Source organism: Cohnella massiliensis, assembly GCF_900169535.1.
GTDB classification, from domain to species: Bacteria; Bacillota; Bacilli; order Paenibacillales; family Paenibacillaceae; genus Cohnella; species Cohnella algarum.
Genome location: NZ_LT821257.1, coordinates 439,188 through 457,108, shown reverse-complemented (window position 1 = coordinate 457,108; position 17,921 = coordinate 439,188). Strand labels below are relative to the sequence as shown.

Sequence of the window (17,921 nt, the reverse complement as noted above, 5' to 3'; positions counted from 1 at the left end):
GCATGTTTCAGGAATGGAACGATCGTCTGTCCGAGTTAAAAAGCAAGCGGCGTCAGCGGGACAACTGGAACCGACGCGAGGAGGAGCTGCGGCAGGAGCTGAAGCTCGCAATCCGCGATCGCGACCGGTTGGCGGATGCGCTGCGGGAAGAGCAGAGGGATGTCGAGCGGTTAAATTCGCTGTCGCTCGGGGCTTTGTTTTATTCGTTCATCGGCAAAAAGCAGGAGAAGCTGTCCCGGGAAGAGGAAGAGGCGCTGCAGGCCCGGCTGCGTTACGAGGAGGCTGCCGACCATGTCGCCGATCTGGAAGCCGAGCTTGCGGAACTGAAGCGCAATTTGGCCGAGGTCCGAAGCGTCGATGCGGAAATCGCGTCCGTCATGCAAGAGAAGACCGGTCTTATCCGGGAGCGGCTGCCCGTCCTTGCTTCCGAATTGCAGGAGATTACGGATGCGGAATCGGAGGCGGGGGCCGACATCAAAGAGCTGAAGGAAGCGGCTTCAGCGGGCCAATCCGTTCTCGAAGCGCTGGACAGCGCCCAGGCCAAGCTGGAATCGGCCCAAAACTGGGGCACTTACGATATGCTGGGCGGAGGCCTTATCGCCACTTCCGTCAAGCACAGCCGAATCGACGAGGCCCGCTCCGCCATCCATGCGGCCCAAAACCGGCTGCGGCGGTTTCAGACCGAGCTGGCCGACGTGCAGAAGGACGTAAACGTCCCGATTGAAATCGGCGGCATGCTCACGTTCGCCGACTACTTCTTTGACGGCGTGATTTCCGATTGGATCGTTCAAGGGCGGATCAAAGAGTCGCAGGAACGGGTCCGGGAAAAGCGCGCGCAAATCGGCGGAATCGTATCGGAGCTTGAAGCGGAGCGGCGGAAAGCGGAAGCGAAGCTGGCCGAGCTCGCCCGCAAACGCACGCAGCTTGTGGAGAACGCGTAGTCTCGTACCTCCTTGGGGCCCGCCGCAAGGGCCCCGGCGCCAGGATCGGCGGCCGGGAGCCGCCGCCGGGCAAAGCCCAAGCGGCCCGCCGCGTTCAACCGGCGGAGACGACCGTCAGCGGGTAGCCCGCCTTGCGGTACACCTCCGCCTCGTATTCGTCGAGCCGGCCGTCGGTAATGATTTCGTCGAACGAATCGAGATCGGCGAATATGGCCAGCGAATTGTAGCTGAATTTCGTGGAGTCGGCCAGCAGGATGCTTTTGCTTGCGGCGCTCATCGTCGTCTGCCGCGCGCCAACGAGCACGGGAGACCAGGCCATCGCTCCTTTGGCATGGGATACCGCCTCGCAGGTGAGAAACGCGACGTCGACGGTGAGCGAGCCGAGCATTTTTTCCGTATAAATGCCGTCCAGGCTGTACGCCCACTTGCTCAGCCTTCCTCCGGCGCAGTACACGTCGAAGCTGCCGAACCGTTCCTCGTTGGAGAGCATCAGCGCCGTATGCAAATCGCGGGTGATGATTTTCAGCCCCTTGAACTTCTCCAGCTCGTCCACCATCGCCGCCACCGTCGTGCCGGCGTCGAGAATGAGGCTCATGCCGTCCTCGACATGCTTGGCGGCTTCCCTGGCGATGGCCGCTTTCTCCTCCCTATGCTCGTTGGCCCGCTGCTCGTATTTGGCGCCCATAAACCGCTTGACCTTCATCGCCCCGCCGTGGAAGCGCTGGATTTTGCCCTCGGATTGCAGCAGGTCCAAATCGCGGCGGATCGTCATTTGCGATACGTTAAATTGCTCGGCGAGTTCGGGAATCGTTACTTGCCGGTTCGTTTCCAGCAGCTTCATGATCTCGTGGCGCCGCGTTCCCATGAGCATCGGCTTTCCCTCCTTGCGGCAATTCCTTATTAACGCCGGCGCTGCGCCCGGCGACATTTCCCCATGATCCATTATAGCGACCCTCCGAACGATTGTCAGTAAAAACATGTTCGTTTTATGTTATTTTCGTGTGAAAAATAGCTATGCAAATTTTCGTTTATGTGATATAAGGGTTATATGATGATCATTTGTGTTAGCTTGGCGTGATTTTAAATGACTGAAAATTGTGAAAAATGGTCTTTCCGAAGTCATTTTCCGTCTTTCAGGGAGTAGACTCGTATCAAGGTGTGTCAGTTTTCATTACAAATACCTGCGCAAGAGGTGAGGAGCATGCGGTTTCGCTATGACGGCAATGCGTTCGACCGCCGTTTTCTGCCCCGGCTGACGACCAAGGAAATCGAAGCGATGCCGAAAGAAGACGTCTTGATCGTGCTTCCCGTCGGCGCCGTCGAACAGCACGGACCCCATCTGCCCGTGTTTACGGATACGCTGCTCGGAGAAGCCTTTATGGCGGCGGCGTTCGACCATCTCCCCGAAGACGCGCCGATTTGGCTGCTTCCCGCCGTCGCTTACGGCAAAAGCACCGAGCACTCGGCGTACCCCGGCACGATCACGCTCTCGGCCCAGACGCTCATGATGGTGCTGCAGGACATTGCCGCCTCTCTCGCCCGCAGCGGCTTCAGGAAGCTGCTCCTCTTCAACACTCACGGCGGCAACGCCGACCTGCTCGGCATGATGGCGCGCGAAATCCGCATCGCGACCGGCCTTGACGTCTACCGTCTCGATCCCGGCGCGGTCGGCTACAGCGAATCGTTCACCGACGATGAAGAAAAAGCGTGCGGCATTCACGCCGGGGACGTCGAGACGTCGCTCGTCATGGCGTCCTGCCCCGACTGGGTGAAGCCCGAGCTAGCGCCGCGGGAAATGCCGCGTTTTCCCCGGTCTCCTTCGCTCTCTTTCCGCGCCAGATCGTTCGCCTGGGTCATGAGCGACATTTCCCGCACCGGCATCGCGGGCGACGCGACCAAGGGGACGGCCGCAAGAGGCGAGGCGATGCTGGAGAAGGCGGGGCCGCTGCTCGCCAAGGCGCTTATGGAAATCGCGGCGTTCGATATGAATTCGCTGCGCGAATGAAATCGGAAACGGAGGCGACACGAAGATGGAAGCAACGTCACAGGTCAAGGAATGGGTCCGCATGGAGCGGCTGTCGAAGGTGTATCCGAACGGAACCGTCGCGGTCAAGGAAGTCGATCTTTCGATACGCGAGGGCGAATTTCTTTGCTTCGTCGGCCCGTCCGGCTGCGGAAAATCGACCATTTTCAAAATGATCACCGGCCTTTCCGGCCCGACCGGCGGAACGCTCGAGGTGATGGGCACTTCGCCCAAGCAGGCGCGCAAGCAAAGCGATACCGCCTTCGTCTTTCAGGATCACACGCTGCTCCCGTGGAATTCGGTCGTCGACAATGTGACGCTGCCGCTCGCGCTGCGCGGCGTTCCGCGCAAGGACCGCCAGCGGGAGGCGGAACGTGTGCTGGAGCTCGTCGGCCTCAAGGATTATATGAAGGCGATGCCTCGGCAACTGTCCGGGGGCATGAAGATGCGGGCTTCCATCGCCCGCGCCCTCGTGTCCAAGCCGAAGCTGCTGCTGATGGATGAGCCGTTCGGGGCGCTTGACGAAATTACCCGGCAGACGCTCCAGCTGGAGCTGCTCGAATTGTGGCGGCACGATCCCGAAATGACGGTGCTGTTCGTCACGCACAACGTGTTCGAAGCGGTCTTTCTGTCCACCCGGATCGCCGTCATGACCCCGAGACCGGGCAAGATCGCGAGCCTGATCGACGTGCCGGTCCCTTTTCCCCGCGACGAATCGTTTCGCACTACTCCGGAGTTCGGGCAAATCGTCAAATCCGTATCGCAAGCCCTCAAGCATTAATCGACAAATGAAAACCGGAAGGAGGTCCATTCATGCCGATGGAATGGACGAAGGAAATGCAGCAGCTGGTCGGAGAGGAACGGCTGCTGCTTGAGAATGAACAGGTCGAAAAGCTGTCCAAGGATTACTACTGGTATTCGCCCGTGCTGGAACCGCTGCTTCGCGACAAGCGCGCCGACGGCGTCGTCGTGCCGGAAACGGAGGAGCAGGCGGCGCGGGCGCTTGCCCTGGCGTACCGCTCCGGCATTCCGGTGACGACCCGGGGGGCCGGCACCGGCAATTACGGGCAGGCGGTTCCGCTCGAAGGCGGCATCGTGCTCGATTTGAGCAAGCTGGACCGGGTGATCGAAATCGGCGGGGACTATGCCCGCGTTCAGGCCGGCGTCCGGCTGGGCGCGCTGGAAAAACGGCTTCGGGAGCAGGGGAAGGAGCTGCGGATTTATCCGAGCACGTTCATGAAGGCGACCGTGGGCGGATTTGTCTGCGGCGGCTCGGGCGGCATCGGCTCCATCACCTGGGGCAACCTGTGGGACGGCAACGTGCTGGAGGCGGTCGTGCTGACGATGGAGGAAGTCCCCCGCAGGCTTGCGGTCAAGGGAGAGGAGCTTGCGGCCTACATCCACAATTACGGCACGACCGGCGTGCTGACCGAGCTGGTCATTCCGATTTCCGAAAAAACGGAATGGACGCAAACGGTCGCGCAGTTCGACGACTTTGCGTCGGCCAGCCGGTTCGCCCATGCGGTCGCCGTCGACGATTCGATTCGCAAGCGCCTGGTCGCTCCCGTCGAATGGCCGATTCCCTCCTTTTTCAAACCGATCGCGAAGCGGCTCGAATCCGGCTCCAGCGCCTGTCTGCTCGAGACCGCGGAGGGTACCGAAAGCGCTCTGGCGGCTCATGCCGCCGCGGCCGGGGGGCGTGTCGGCTATACCATTCCTTCCGATCAATACCGCAAAATCATCGGCTTGTCCGACTTCACCTGGAATCACACGACGTTATGGGCGCTCAAGGCCGATCCTTCGCTGACGTATTTGCAGGCCGGGTTTCATCCGACCGATTTTCCGGAACAAATCGCGAGAATTAAAGCCGAATTCGGCGACGAAGTGCTCATGCACCTGGAATTTATGCGCTCGGGCGGCGTCGTCGTCCCGGCGGCGCTGCCGATCGTCCGCTTCACGACGCAAGAGCGGTTGTACGAGATCATCGCTTTTTTCCGTGCGAACGGCGTGAGCATTAACGACCCCCATACGTGGATGCTGGAGGCGGGAGGACGCGGCGAACTGGACGCGATGCTTCGGGCCAAGCGCGCCAACGATCCGAAAGGGCTGCTCAATCCCGGCAAGCTGCAAGTTCCGGTCCAAAGCACAGTAGAGGAGCGATGAACGATGAGCGAGGAACTGCTGACCGATTCGAGTCTTGCGTCCCTGTCCCATTCGTCCCGGGATAAGGCTTGGAGAATGAAACCGATGCTGCGGAAGCTGTGGAAGCGGACGGCGCCCCCCGTCGCCGCCTTCGTCATCTTCATCGGCGGCTGGGAGCTGTTTTGCCGGCTGGCGGGCATGAAGCCGTATTTGCTGCCGAAGCCTTCCGACATCGTCCGCGCCGCTTCGGAGAACGCGTCCAACCTGTGGGTCTCCGTCTACACGACGATCACCGAGGCGGTCATCGGCTTTTTGCTCAGCATCGTGCTCGGCGTGGGTTTTGCGATTCTGCTCGCGAGTTCAAAGCTGATCGAGCGGAGCGTGTACCCGTACGCGATCATCATGCAGACGATTCCGATCGTCGCCGTCGCGCCGATCATCGTCATCTGGTTCGGCGCCGGCATGAACGCCATCGTCATTATCGCCTTCCTGATCGGCTTTTTCCCGATGCTGTCCAATACGCTGATCGGCCTCAACTCCACCGACCACAACATGAAAAATCTGTTCTACCTCTACAACGCGTCGCCGATGCAGACGATGTTCCGCCTGCGGATCCCGGCCGCGCTCCCGTACATCGTCGCCGGCCTGAAAATTTCGTGCACGCTGGCGGTCATCGGGGCGATCGTCGGCGAGTATATCGCCGGCATCGGGGGCGGCAAGGGCGGCCTCGGCTATGCGATTACGGTGTCCGCCTCCCGCCTGCAAACTTCTTACCTGTTCGCGTGCGGGCTGGCCGCTTCCCTGCTCGGCATCGTGTTTTATCTGCTCGTCAACGCGTTTTCGAAATGGATGCTCAGCTCCTGGCACGAATCCGAAATGAAGTCTTCCGAAGGATAAGGGAAAAAGGATAAGCGATTATCGCGAATACCGCGAAAAAGGGAGGCGAGGCCGGTGCACGGTCAAAACGCGGATTTGGAAGCGGTCAACGTCCGTTTGCCGCTCGAGGGAGAAGGCGGCCTGTTCCGGGTAAGCGTTCGGGACGGCAAATGGACGGCGATCGAGCGGCAGGAAAATGCCGTATCCGAGGACGGGTACGTTCCGATCGCCGCTCTCGGGCTGGACGAATTGCGGGCGGCCGGGCGGCTCGATCTGGAAGGGCGGGTGCTGCTGCCGGGGTTCGTCGACGTCCATATGCATCTGGACAAGGCGTATTCGCTCCCGCGCGTGCGCAATCGTTCGGGCACGCTGCTGGAAGCGATCGAGAACTACCGGGCGGTCGCCCCGACGTTCGCGAAGGAGACGATTCGGGACCGGATCGTGAAGGCGGCGCTGAACGCGGCGTCCTACGGCTCGGCGACGCTGCGCAGCCATTTGGACGTTCCCGTCCACCTCGGGCGCGACCTCGCGATGCGCACGATCGAGGCGGCGCTGGAGGCGAGGGAAAGGGTGAGCGGGGCGGTCGACATTCAATATTTTCCGATGTTTTTCTACGATCCGAGCGCCGAGCGCGAGTTGACCGAATTTGCGGCCGAAGCGCTCCGGATGGGCGTCGACGGCGTGGGCGGCGCCCCGCATCTATGCCCGGAAGCCGACGCGGGCATCGCGTGGGCGTTCCGGCTCGCGACGAAATTCGCCCGGCCGATCGATCTGCATGCCGACGAATCGGACGATCCGGCCGTGAAGACGATCGACGTTTACTGCGATCAGATCATGCGCAACGGCTATGCCGGCCGGGCGACGGCAGGCCATTTGTGCTCGCTGTCGGCCATGGCCCAGGACGAGGCGGATCGGCTGATCGCCAAAATGGCGATATGCGGCGTCGGGGCCGTCACGCTCCCCGCCGTCAATCTGTACCTGCAAGGGCGCTCGGACCGGGGCAACGTCCGGCGCGGCGTCACCCGGGTCCGGGAGCTCGCGGAAGCGGGGGTGCCGGTGGCCGCCGCGTCGGACAACATTCAGGACCCGTTCCATCCGTTCGGCCGCGGGGATATGCTGCAAGTCGGGCTGATGACCGCCTATGCGGCGCACTTGGCCAGGGAAGAGGACATCGTCGCGGTGCTGCGCATGCTGACGCATCTTCCCGCCCGAATCGCGGGCTTGCGGGACTACGGCGTCGCTCCGGGCAACCCGGCGGGGTTTGTCGTCCTGGACGCGGTATCCGCGGAGGAGCTGTTCCAGGAGCTGCCGGCGACGCGTTGGGTATACAACAAGTCGCGCTGGACGTTCGCGTCCAGGCTGAGCCGTCAGGGGACGGAGCCCGACGCCGGCGTCGAGGCGGTCGTTCGCTGCGCGAATGCCGATTCGGCGGTCTGACCTTCGCCGGGTTCCTTCGCCTGGCTGCCCGATGAACGGTGCCGATCCGCTTTCGGCGGATGCACATACAGATTTTCAAAGGATAAGGGAGGAAGAGAAACGATGCTTAAAAAAAGATGGGCAGGCAAAAAAGCGAGATTAGGCGTTATGGCGGCGGCGATGGCGGTTGTCCTGAGTCTATCCGCGTGCGGTTCCGGCAATAACGGGGCTTCGCCGTCTCCGGGCGAATCCGCGTCTTCGGCTCCGCCGGAATCGGCGGCCGCGACGGCGTCGGCCGGTCCGTCCGCGTCGGCATCGGCCCCGGCCGAACTGACCAAGGTCACCCAGGTGACGAACTGGTTTGCGGAACCGGAGCACGGCGGGCAGTACGCGGCTCTCGCCAAAGGGTTCTACGAAGAGGCGGGGCTCGACATGACGATCCAGGCCGGCGGACCGGGCATTTCCTCGACGCAAATCGTCGCCGGCGGCAATGCCGAATTCGGCATGGGACAGGCGGACGAAATTCTTTTGGCTCGGGAGAACGGCATTCCGCTCGTCGCGATCGCGGCGACGTTCCAGAAAAATCCCCAGGGCATCATGTTCCACAAAGGCAAGTTCAAAGACCTGTCCGAGCTGAACGGACATAAAATTTACGTCGGCAGCGGCGTGACCTATTGGGAGTATTTGAAAAGGGCGTACGAGCTCGACGACGTGACGGAACTGAAGTACACGGGCTCTCTCGCGAATTTCGTCGCCGATCCGGATTCCGCGACCCAGATTTACATTACCTCCGAGCCGTTCACGATGCAGCAGGAGGGGGTGGAGGTCGACTATTTCCTGAACTACGACTTGGGCTACAAGCAATACGGCAACGTGCTTTATACGACCGAGGAATATATCGAAAAGCATCCCGAAATCGTCAAAGCCTATGTCGAAGCTTCCATTAAAGGATGGGACTACTACAAAGACAACGTCGAGGAAATCAACAAGGTGATGCAGGAGAAAAACCCCGACCTGAAGCTGGAAGCGATGGCCTACGGCGCGCAGGCGCAGGAGCCGCTCGTTTACGGCGGCGACGCGGAAACGTACGGGGTCGGCTATATGAACGAGGAAATATGGAAGGGGCTGCAGCAGCAGCTGATCGAGATCGGTTTGCTCAAGGAGGCAGAGCCGCTCGAGAACGTGTTTACGAACGAGTTCCTTCCGGGCAAGTAGTCTTTTCGGGCTTTGGAACGGGGCCGCGGTTTTTTTTGCCGCGGTTCCGGGTTGTCCGGATTTGCCGGGGCTCGTTCGAGAAGGGAAGAAACCTTGGCCCGTGCTGGAAGGGGAGGTGCGAATGGCAAATCTGTTGGTCGTTTATTTCAGCGCGTACGGACATATTCATCGCATGGCGGAAGCGGCCGCGAAAGGGGCCGAAGACGACGGCCATCAAACGCGGCTCGCGCGAATTCCGGAATTCCGGTCACCGGACAACGTGACGGCGCTGCTCGACCGCCCGGACCGGAGGAGCGGGCGGGAAGAACATGAGCTGTCCGGCAAATTCCGCGTCGGGGCTCGCTTCGAAAAATACATGGCGGCCCTGGAAGCGCAGAAGGATGTGCCGGAAGCGACGGCGGACGACCTCCGATGGGCGGACGGCATCGTGTGGGGCTTTCCAACCTATTACGGCTCGATGCCCGCGCAGGTGAAGTCTTTTCTCGACATGTCGGGAAGCCTGTGCGCGAGCGGCGAGCTGGAAGGCAAGCCGACGGGCGTCATGACAAGCGCCGGGTCGATTCATACCGGCCACGAAGCGACGATTTTGACTTCGATCGTGCCATTGCTGCACTTCGGGCTGATCTATGTCGGCCTTCCGTATTCGCAAAATCCGGAATATTTGACGGCGGACGCGATCGGGGGCTCGCCTTACGGACCTTCGACGCTGGCCGGGCCGGACAGCTCGAAGACGCCGGACGAGCGCGAGCTGAGGATGGCCGGCAGGCTTGGCGCCCGAGTGGCGAGATTCGCGGAAGCGACCAAAGGCATCCGATGAATGGCGGGGATAAAATGACGCAAACTTACGATCTGATCGTCCGCAATGCCCGATTGGCCGGCAGCGGGGCGAAAACGGATTTGGGGATAAGCGGCGGAACGATCGCCGCCTGCGGGAATTTGGCGGACGCCGTCTCCGCGGAAACGTTCGATGCGGGAGGGAGATTGCTGCTTCCGCCGTTCGCGGAGCCGCACGTCCATCTGGATACGGCGCTGACGGCGGGCGATCCCGTCTGGAACGAAAGCGGGACGCTGGCGGAAGGAATTGCCATCTGGTCCTCCCGCAAGCAAAACCTGGACCCGGAGGATGTGACGGACCGGGCCGAGCGGACGATTCGCCTTTATTTGGGCTACGGCGTTCTCCATTTGCGCGCGATGGTCGATATCGGCGATCCGGGGCTGACGGCGCTGCGGGCGATTCTCGAGCTGAAGCAACGCTATCGCGAGCTTGCGGACATTCAGGTGATCGCGTTTCCCCAGGACGGCATCGTATCCTGCCCGGAGAACGAGGAACGAATGGCGGAAGCGCTGCGGCTGGGCGCGGACGGGGTGTCTGCGGTTCCGCATTTGGAACGGACGCGCGAAGAAGGCGTGCTGTCCTTGCGCAAGGCGTTCGGTCTGGCGGAGCGGACGGGGGCGTTCGTTCACGTGTTTTGCGACGAAACGGACGACGAGGCTTCGCGGTTTCTCGAGGTTTGCGCCTCGCTAGCAATCTCGACCGGACTCAAATCGCGCGTCGCGGCGGCTCATGCCAATGCGGCCGCCTACTACAACGAGCCCTATTTTCAGAAAATCCTCGGGCTGGTCAAACAATCGGAGCTTTCGATCGTCGCATGCCCGCTCATAAACAGCGTCATGCAAGGCCGTTACGACGCTTACCCCAAGGGGAGGGGGATTACGCGCATTAAAGAATTCCGGCAGGCGGGCGTGAACGTCGCGCTGGCCCACGACGATATCCGGACGCCGTTTTATCCGCTCGGGACGGGCAATCCGCTGGACGCCGCGCACATGGCGGCCCATCTCGCCCATATGTGCGGCCGCGCCGAGCTGTCGGACTTAATCGGCATGATTACGGAAGGCGGAGCGGCGGCGATGAAGCTGGGAGAAGCGTACGGCTACGGCCAGGGGACGTTTCGGGCGGGAGCTCCCGCTTCGTTTCTGCTGTTCGACGCTCCGGATGCGGGCGAATTGATTCGCGCGCGCCCGGCTCCCCGTTACGTTTTCCGCTGCGGGCGCTTGATTTCGGAAACGCGCCCCGCCGTTACGAGGTGGCATGGAGCGCCCGCCAGGGAGCTGGGCGTTCGCGTTCCGTGACGAGACAACTCGGTTGGCGGCCGCGAGTTTGACGATATGCACGCACGCGTCGTCGGCCGTGAATCGGGCGGTTAATGTACGGCAGCGAGCTTATCAAAAAAGCCGGCTTTGATTGGGCAAAATCCAACGAAGCCGGCTGAGCGCATTTTTGGCGTTGGCGTGAAACTTCTCCCGGCTCCCATGCGTCAATTAGGCAAAAGAAACAAGAGGAGGAGGGCATGATCCGATGAACCGGATACCCGCTCCGAAAAGCGGCGGATGGTGGAAGCTTGCCGCCGCCGCCGCCATTTTTTATTCCGTTGCGCTATGGATCGTTCGCTTTGCCGTTCTGGGCCAGGAGCCAACCTTTGTCCACGCGGTTCGCTTCCTGCTGCTCGGCTCGGGTCTCGCTGCCTTGTTCAGCCTGGGCGGCTGGCTCGGAGCGCGCAAGCTGTGGGCCTGCGCTTCGCTTGGAACGATCGCGGGACTCGTCCTGATGGCGACGGCTTCCCGAAACGCGATCGGCTGGGAGGATCTGGCCGGCCTGCTGCTGTTTATGGAGGCGGTCTCCGCCGGCATCGTCGTCGGTGCGGTCTTGGATTTGGCGGCGATCCTGCCGCGATTGCGGAAAAGAAAATAGCCGCGCTTTTGAGCGATTATGGAGCAAGCTTCCCTTACGGCAATTTGAATCTCCGGCTTTATGGATTGAGATTTCGGTCTTCCGTTTGTCTCGGACCGCCGTTCATCGATAGGATGGATGGCGGTTTTCGACTGTTTTCGCGGTAATCCCCCAAATGCTAGCTTTCGTTCATATTTTCTCGGTGCCCTTAGAGATCAGGAGAGCCGGGGGAAAGAGCGAACGGCAGAGGAATTCCCTTTTTAACGGCGGTGAGACCAGCTTCACCCGCCGACGCACGCGACGCGCTAAGTTGAGTAAAAATTACCCCTCTCGACCGGCCAAGCGCCTTGAGCTGCGCTCAGTTGAGTAAAAATTACCCATCTCAACCGGCCATGCGCCTTGAGCTGCGCTCAGTTGAGTAAAAATTACCCATCTCGACCGGCCAAACGCCTTGAGCTGCGCTCAGATGAGTAGAAAATACCCATCTTGACCGGCCAAACGCCTTGAGCCGCGCTAAGTTGAGTAAAAATTACCCATCTCGACCGGCCAAGCGCCTTGAGCCGCGCTCAGTTGAGTAAAAATTACCCATCTCGACCGGACAAGCGCCCGAAGCCGCGCTCAGATGAGTAGAAAATACCCATCCCGATCGGACAAGCGCCCGAAGCCGCGCTCTTGAGTGCCGCCAAGATTCATAATCCGGAATTTTGCCATTCAATAGACGAGGAATCGGAGATCTCAAGCCGGAGCCGGCGGTCATGAAAGGGTAGGGGATTCGCGCAAATACGCAACTTTGGGAATTGGATCCGCGTCTAACCCTTCAGATTGGAAAAAAAGGAGTGGACTCCCATGAGCGTATCCGAATTGGTCTGGTTTTCGCCGCTTCAGCCTCCTTTTGCGATCGCGGGTTTTGCGTGGCTTCGGACGGAGGGCAATTACCGCAGACTGCCGACGAATCCCCCTTACGAGATTCCGGCGGCCGTAGACAACCTCGCCAATCATACGGCCGGAGGCCAAATCCGTTTCGTTACCGATTCGCCCAGGCTGTCGATCCGGGTCAAGCTCTCCGGTCCGGCCAATATGTATCACATGCCGGCTACCGGCCAAAACGGGTTCGACTGTTACGAAGAGCTGGAAGGCAACCTGCGCTACCGGGCTACGGCGACTTTTTCGGCGGCGGCAACCGAATATGAGGCGCTGCTGTTCGAGAACGGAGCGACCGAGCCGCGGCAAATCGTGCTTCATTTTCCTCTGTATCAGGGAGTCGTCGAAGTGTCGGTCGGTCTGGAGGCGGGCGCCGTTGTCGAAGCTCCTCCCGCGTATGCGGATTCGGGGCGCGTCGTCGTGTACGGCACCTCCATTACCCAGGGCGCTTGCGCCTCTCGTCCGGGCATGTGCTATACGAATCTTTTAAGCCGCAGATTTAACAGGGAATTCATCAACCTCGGCTTCTCCGGCAGCGGCAAAGGCGAGCCCGAGCTGTCCCGCATCATCGCGACGATTCCGGACGTGGATTGTCTGGTGCTGGACTACGAAGCGAACAGCGTCTCTCCCGAGCTGTACGCCCAAACGCTGCCCGAATTTATCCGAATCTATCGCGAGGCTCGACCGAAAACGCCCGTCCTTGTGCTGTCCCGGATTATGTTCGCCCGGCAGCTGTTCGATGCGGAGGCGAGAAGGCAGCAGGAAACGCGCAAAAAGATGCAAATCGAGCTTGTCCGTTCCCTCCGGGCGGCGGGAGACCGGCACCTTCATTTTCACGACGGGGAAAAGCTGCTGCTGCATCACGGCCAGGAATGCTTCGTGGACGGCATTCACCCGACCGATCTCGGCCTGATGCAGATGGCCGACGGCCTTGAGCCGGTGCTGAAAGGCATCCTGAGAAAATAGAAGGTTGACGAGGCTGCACCCGCGCCGCTTTTTCCCCGTACAATAACCCATAACGGGTAAAGGGGGAACCGGCATGATCGTCATAGCGGGCGGCAGTCAACCGGTCGATGCGTCGGGCCTTTCCGCGCTGGAAAGGGAAATCGTCAGGCAAAAGGAGCGGAGCGCGACCGTTTACCGGTATGCATCCGCGGAAGCCCTTCTGTTCGAGCTGATGATGAGGAGCGCGATCGTGGCCGAGGCGCAGGCGCTGAACGAGAGCGGGGTCGGCTTCGCCTCGTTCGAAAAATCGCGCTGCAACGAGCGATACTGGACGCGGAACGAAATGGGCGGATTTCGGCTCCGGGACGGCGTGACGCCGGCGGAAGGGCTGCGCGACATTTTCGTAAACGGACCGGCTTACGCCTTCGAATGCGCGACCGCGATCGTGATCGTGCTGTACAAGGCCATTTTGGACATGAAGGGCGACGCAATCTTCAACGCTTATTTTCCGAACCTGCTGCTGTATGATTGGCATTACGACAACGATCTGCGGTTCATTCGCAACGACGGGGAGGAGTCGTTCCCGGGGGATGTGCTTTATTTCCGGAATCCCGACCACGATCCGGACCGCCCAGAGTGGCAAGGGGAGAACGTGGTCAAGCTGGGCGACGATCTCTATTACGGACACGGCGTCGGGATCGGGTCGGCCGAGACGATGATCTCCGCCCTGAACCGGGCGAGGCGGCCGGGCAGCGACGTTTCCGCCTATATGGTAGATCTCGTGCTGCTGCCGGATTTCGAGTACATCCGCCGCTTGAACGCGAGAACCGGGCGGCGAACGGGCCGGAACGCCCGTCCGGACCCGATCGTCGCCAGGATCGGGGTCAATCGTTATCGCTTTTGACCGTATCGATGGCCTCCCGAATCCAATCCATGCGTTTGCGGGGAATGAGGCCGTAATTGTAAAACACGTATCCGTCCGTGCCGGCGCGTCGGGCGGCCGTCACCTTGTCGATAAGCTCTTGCTTGCCGCGCACCTCCGGGTAGAAGACGCGCAGTCCCGTAAACAGCTCGGTTCCGTGCGCGTGCCGGCGCGACAGCGCCATTTGGGTTCCGACCGGTTCCGCTCCCGTGTCGTAGCAGCAGACGACGATGCCGTCGTTCACCTTGGCGATCGCTTCGAAATCGACGCCGAACAGCCAGGAAGAGTCGGGCGTAAGCAGGCTGAGGAAATAAAGCCGGGTCCGCTCGGGCACGACGGCCTTCAAATCGCCGGCGAGCGAGGTGACGACGGTGACGCGCCAGCGGAGATAATCCGCTACGTCCGGATAATCCTCGAAGTAGCCGATGCCTTCCCGCATGAATCGCTCGTCGTCGCTGATCGGCAGCTCCCGTTCGCACAGCTCGTCCAGCCATCCGCGAACGATCCGTTGCGCGCCGGCGATGTCCAGTCCGTCCCGGCTGGCCCGCTTCTTGCAGGAGTCGCAGAAGCACAGCGACAGCAGGAACTCGTCTTTGACCGTCAATCCGACGCCGTCTTTTTCGTGATGGAATTCGTGCGGAAAGCCCATGAAGTTGAGCGATTCCAGCTCCAACGCGCGAAAGGGATACCGGGCGAGGTCGGCCAGCATCGTCGTCATGTAGAGCCGTACGTCCTCGTTGCTAGGGCAAAGATTGTAATAATAGGCGTCGCCGTAAGCGTTCTTCACGGTCGTATCGGGATACTCCATGCCAAGCTTCGTGTTGTGAAGGCAAACGGTCCATCCGGAAATATCGAGCCCGTGCTTTTCCGCCGCTTCGAACGCGCGGTCCCAGAAATCGGGCGTTTCACGGATAAGCGAAGCGGCGGCCGGCCGGATCCGCAAGGAGCGGTAGTTCGCTTCGCGGAAAGGAAAGTACAGGGTGCCGTCTTCCGGAAAATAAACTTTGCGCTTCGGGCTTCTCGGCTGGAGAAACCTTCCCGCGTGATAACTGGTCGTCAGGCTGACGCCGGTCAGTCCGGTCGCGGCGATTTCCGCCATCGCCTCTTCGATTCCGATATCGAGCAAGTCCCACGGGTATGTCCATAGCGAATAATGCATGCGTTCGTTCACTCTCCTGCAGCGGATTTAACGGTTTGCGCTCCCGGCGGGAAAAGAATGTTCCGGGGGAAGTTTAAATAGGGTCGTAGGGTCGTGGCTTTTGTTCAAAGTTGCCCCATGAAGTCGCAATATTTCAAATATTTCGCATAATGGCGTTCGTACTCGGCAGCGGCCTCCGGCTCCGGCGGCACGGTTTCGGCCGGCTGCGACAGCTTCCGGGAGATAGCTTTCAGGTCGGGAAACATGCCGACCGCGACGCCGCCCAGCATCGCCGCGCCCATCGAGGAAGCATCCGCTTGGGGCAGCAGCTCGACCGGCTTCCCGAAGACGTTCGCCAAAATCCCCGGCCAGAGGCCGATTTTGGCGCCGCCTCCGCCGACGCGGATCGAGCCGATCGCTCCCGGGTTCATCCCCTCCAGCAGCGCCAGCGTCTCCTTCAAATTGTAGGAGATGCCTTCGAGGACGGCGCGAAACAGGCCGGGGCGCCCGGTCGACACGCTGAGTCCCGCGAACGATCCGCGCATGTGCGGGTCGAAGCGGGGCGAGCCGCCGCCGGCCAGAAACGGGAGAAACAGCACGCCGTCGCTGCCGGGCGCCACTTTCGCCGCGCTTGCCCCAAGCTCCTGCAGCCGTTCATAGGATAAGGTGTCGTGAAACAGCGAAGCCAACCAATTGAGGCTGAGCCCTCCCGAAAAATGCGAACCGAGCGCGTACATCGTCCCGGGAAGCGCGTGCGGGTGAAACGTGACCTTGCCGTATCCGCGATCGTCGAAGCCGCCCGTCACCGACAGCATCGTGGCGCTCGTGCCGATCGTCAGCGCCGTGTCGCCCGGCTCGATTGCGCCGGTGCCGAGCGCGCCGGTCGCCATGTCGGCCGCCCCGGCCGCCACCGGAATGCCTTCCGGCAAGCCGAGCCGTTCGGCCATCGGCTTCGCCAGCGCGCCCGCGATTTCCGCCGGTCCGAGCACGTCAGGCAGCAAATCCGCGCGGAAGCCCATTTCCGCGGCGAGCGGCTTGTCCCATGCCTGCTTGACGGCATCGAAAAACAGGCTGTTGCCCGCGTCGGTCGAATCCGTCGCGAAGCGCCCGGTCAGCCGGTAGCGGAGGTAATCCTTCGGGAACAAAAACCGGGCGGCCCTGTCGTACAGCTCGGGGAATCGTTCCTTGACCCAGAGCAGCTTCGGCGCCTGAAACGCGTCGATCGCCGGATTGCCCGTGCATTCGCGAATCCGGGCGCCGTGCGTCTTGCCGAGCCGCTCCGACTGTTCGAAGCTCCGGCTGTCCGCGAGCGGAATGCAGGGGAGAAGCGGTTCGCCGCTTTTATCGACGAGGACAAGCCCGCTCATATGGCCGGACAGGGAGATGACGCCGATATCCTTGCGACCCGAGCGCTCCATGCAGGCGGCTGCCGCGCGAACGGCCGCTTCGATCCATTCCTCCGGCTGCTGTTCGGACCACCCGGGACGGGGGGAGAGGGTCGGATACGGCTGCGAAACCACGCAAACGACCGATCCGTCTTCCTCCATGAGCAAGCTTTTAACCGATGACGTTCCCAAGTCCAACGACAATATGAGCGCCATCGACGTCCCCCCTTCCCGGTTCGTCGGCCTTCGCTTCCGCGGAAAAACGGATGTCCAGCGAAAAACGGTCTCCCCGGATGTAGCTTTCGACAAACTCGACAGCCGTGTCGTCGGCGACGGAAAGTATACGATCGGCTACGATATTTACTCCGTCGCCAACACGTGGTCCGTGCAGCTGTACAAAGAGTTCGAGTCGGAAGTCAAACGCCACCAGGATCGAATCGAGAACGTCATCTATACCGAATCCGAAGGCAAGGTGGACAAGCAGATTTCCAATCTGGAAGATTTGATCGTCAAGGACGTCGACGTCATCATCACGACGCCGAACTCCCCGACCGCTCTCGTGCCCGTTCTGAAAAAAGCGCAGGACAAAGGCATCAAGGTCGTGCTGCTCGGCGCCAAAATCAATGCCGATACGTACGACGCGCTCATCACGGTGGACGATTACGACTTCGGCAAGGCGGGAGCGGAATGGCTGGCCGAAACGCTCGGAGGCAAGGGCAAAATCATCGCGCTTAACGGCATGGCGGGCATCTCCGTAAGCGACGAGAGATGGCAGGGCGCGAAGGAAGTGTTCGACCGCTATCCGGACCTCGAAGTGCTGTCCTCGGTCAACGCGGATTGGGATTACGCAAAAGCGAAGCTGGAAGTAGGCAACCTGTTGGCCGCGAATCCGCAAATCGACGGCGTCTGGTCGCAGGGCGGCGGCATGACGCTGGGCGCGATCGAAGCGTTTCAGGCCGCAAACCGCGCGCTCGTGCCGATGACGTCGGAAGACAACAACGGTTTTCTGAAAAAATGGAATTCTCTGAAAGAAGAAGGGTTCCAGAGCATCGCGGTCGCGAAGCCGACCTGGCTTGGATCGGAAGCGCTCCTGCTGGCGTTGGATATGCTGGACGGCAAGGAAGTGCCGAAGGATCAAATTCTCGAGGTTCCGGTCATAACGACGGACAATCTGGCCGAATTCGTGCGCGAGGATTTGCCGGACAGCTTCTGGGCGAACAGCCGGATGACCGACGAGGAAGTCAAAGCAACGTTCAGCGAATAACGTCA

At 60.9% G+C, this 17,921-nt stretch carries 16 protein-coding genes; 13 read left to right on the top strand and 3 right to left on the bottom strand.

What is annotated here, in order from left to right; all coding sequences use genetic code 11:
- Positions 1-2 precede the first annotated feature (2 nt).
- Positions 3-941, top strand: coding sequence for a hypothetical protein (locus B7E11_RS08830; RefSeq protein ID WP_080833442.1), 939 nt, complete (start codon positions 3-5; stop codon positions 939-941).
- 94 nt (positions 942-1,035) lie between these two features.
- On the opposite strand, the gene B7E11_RS08825 is transcribed toward B7E11_RS08830, so the two are convergent.
- On the bottom strand, positions 1,036-1,812 hold the full coding sequence (locus B7E11_RS08825) for a DeoR/GlpR family DNA-binding transcription regulator (RefSeq protein ID WP_176220658.1): 777 nt from the start codon (positions 1,810-1,812) through the stop codon (positions 1,036-1,038).
- 330 nt (positions 1,813-2,142) lie between these two features.
- Here B7E11_RS08825 and B7E11_RS08820 point away from each other — a divergent pair, with 330 nt between their 5' ends.
- From B7E11_RS08820 to B7E11_RS08770, 11 genes are all read left to right on the top strand, one after another.
- On the top strand, positions 2,143-2,946 hold the full coding sequence (locus B7E11_RS08820; protein ID WP_080833439.1) for a creatininase family protein: 804 nt from the start codon (positions 2,143-2,145) through the stop codon (positions 2,944-2,946).
- A gap of 25 nt (positions 2,947-2,971) precedes the next feature.
- On the top strand, positions 2,972-3,745 hold the full coding sequence (locus tag B7E11_RS08815; protein ID WP_080833438.1) for an ABC transporter ATP-binding protein: 774 nt from the start codon (positions 2,972-2,974) through the stop codon (positions 3,743-3,745).
- Between the two features lie 32 nt (positions 3,746-3,777).
- Positions 3,778-5,127 (top strand): FAD-binding oxidoreductase, encoded by a 1,350-nt coding sequence (locus B7E11_RS08810; RefSeq protein ID WP_080833436.1) that lies wholly within the window; start codon positions 3,778-3,780, stop codon positions 5,125-5,127.
- A 75-nt stretch (positions 5,128-5,202) separates the two neighbouring features.
- Complete coding sequence (locus tag B7E11_RS08805) at positions 5,203-6,003, top strand: ABC transporter permease (protein WP_245809667.1); 801 nt, start codon at positions 5,203-5,205, stop codon at positions 6,001-6,003.
- A 54-nt stretch (positions 6,004-6,057) separates the two neighbouring features.
- A complete protein-coding gene (locus B7E11_RS08800; protein ID WP_080833432.1) occupies positions 6,058-7,419 on the top strand; it encodes an amidohydrolase family protein in 1,362 nt (453 codons plus the stop codon).
- A gap of 102 nt (positions 7,420-7,521) precedes the next feature.
- Positions 7,522-8,613, top strand: a complete 1,092-nt coding sequence (locus tag B7E11_RS08795) for an ABC transporter substrate-binding protein (protein WP_245809658.1) — start codon at positions 7,522-7,524, stop codon at positions 8,611-8,613.
- Between the two features lie 121 nt (positions 8,614-8,734).
- Positions 8,735-9,430, top strand: coding sequence for an NAD(P)H-dependent oxidoreductase (locus B7E11_RS08790; RefSeq protein ID WP_080833430.1), 696 nt, complete (start codon positions 8,735-8,737; stop codon positions 9,428-9,430).
- A 14-nt stretch (positions 9,431-9,444) separates the two neighbouring features.
- A complete protein-coding gene (locus tag B7E11_RS08785; protein ID WP_240353228.1) occupies positions 9,445-10,743 on the top strand; it encodes an amidohydrolase family protein in 1,299 nt (432 codons plus the stop codon).
- A gap of 226 nt (positions 10,744-10,969) precedes the next feature.
- Entirely contained in the window at positions 10,970-11,362 is a 393-nt protein-coding gene (locus B7E11_RS08780; RefSeq protein WP_080833424.1) for a hypothetical protein, read from the top strand.
- An 825-nt stretch (positions 11,363-12,187) separates the two neighbouring features.
- Positions 12,188-13,228 carry an SGNH/GDSL hydrolase family protein gene (locus B7E11_RS08775; RefSeq protein WP_080833420.1) on the top strand — a complete coding sequence of 347 codons (1,041 nt, stop codon included), beginning with the start codon at positions 12,188-12,190 and terminating at the stop codon, positions 13,226-13,228.
- 73 nt (positions 13,229-13,301) lie between these two features.
- Positions 13,302-14,111, top strand: coding sequence for a protein-glutamine gamma-glutamyltransferase (locus B7E11_RS08770; RefSeq protein WP_080833418.1), 810 nt, complete (start codon positions 13,302-13,304; stop codon positions 14,109-14,111).
- Here B7E11_RS08770 and B7E11_RS08765 read toward each other — a convergent pair.
- Both B7E11_RS08765 and xylB read right to left on the bottom strand, forming a co-directional pair.
- The gene (locus B7E11_RS08765; RefSeq protein WP_213084129.1) at positions 14,092-15,300 is read right to left on the bottom strand and encodes a hypothetical protein; all 1,209 of its coding nucleotides are present in this window, start codon (positions 15,298-15,300) and stop codon (positions 14,092-14,094) included. The genes B7E11_RS08770 and B7E11_RS08765 overlap by 20 nt on opposite strands.
- A 92-nt stretch (positions 15,301-15,392) precedes the next feature.
- Complete coding sequence (xylB, locus tag B7E11_RS08760) at positions 15,393-16,868, bottom strand: xylulokinase (protein WP_080833413.1); 1,476 nt, start codon at positions 16,866-16,868, stop codon at positions 15,393-15,395.
- Between xylB and B7E11_RS08755 the strand changes: the two genes are divergently transcribed.
- Complete coding sequence (locus B7E11_RS08755; protein WP_080833811.1) at positions 16,813-17,916, top strand: ABC transporter substrate-binding protein; 1,104 nt, start codon at positions 16,813-16,815, stop codon at positions 17,914-17,916. The two genes, xylB and B7E11_RS08755, sit on opposite strands and share 56 nt — an antisense overlap.
- Positions 17,917-17,921: the final 5 nt, after the last annotated feature.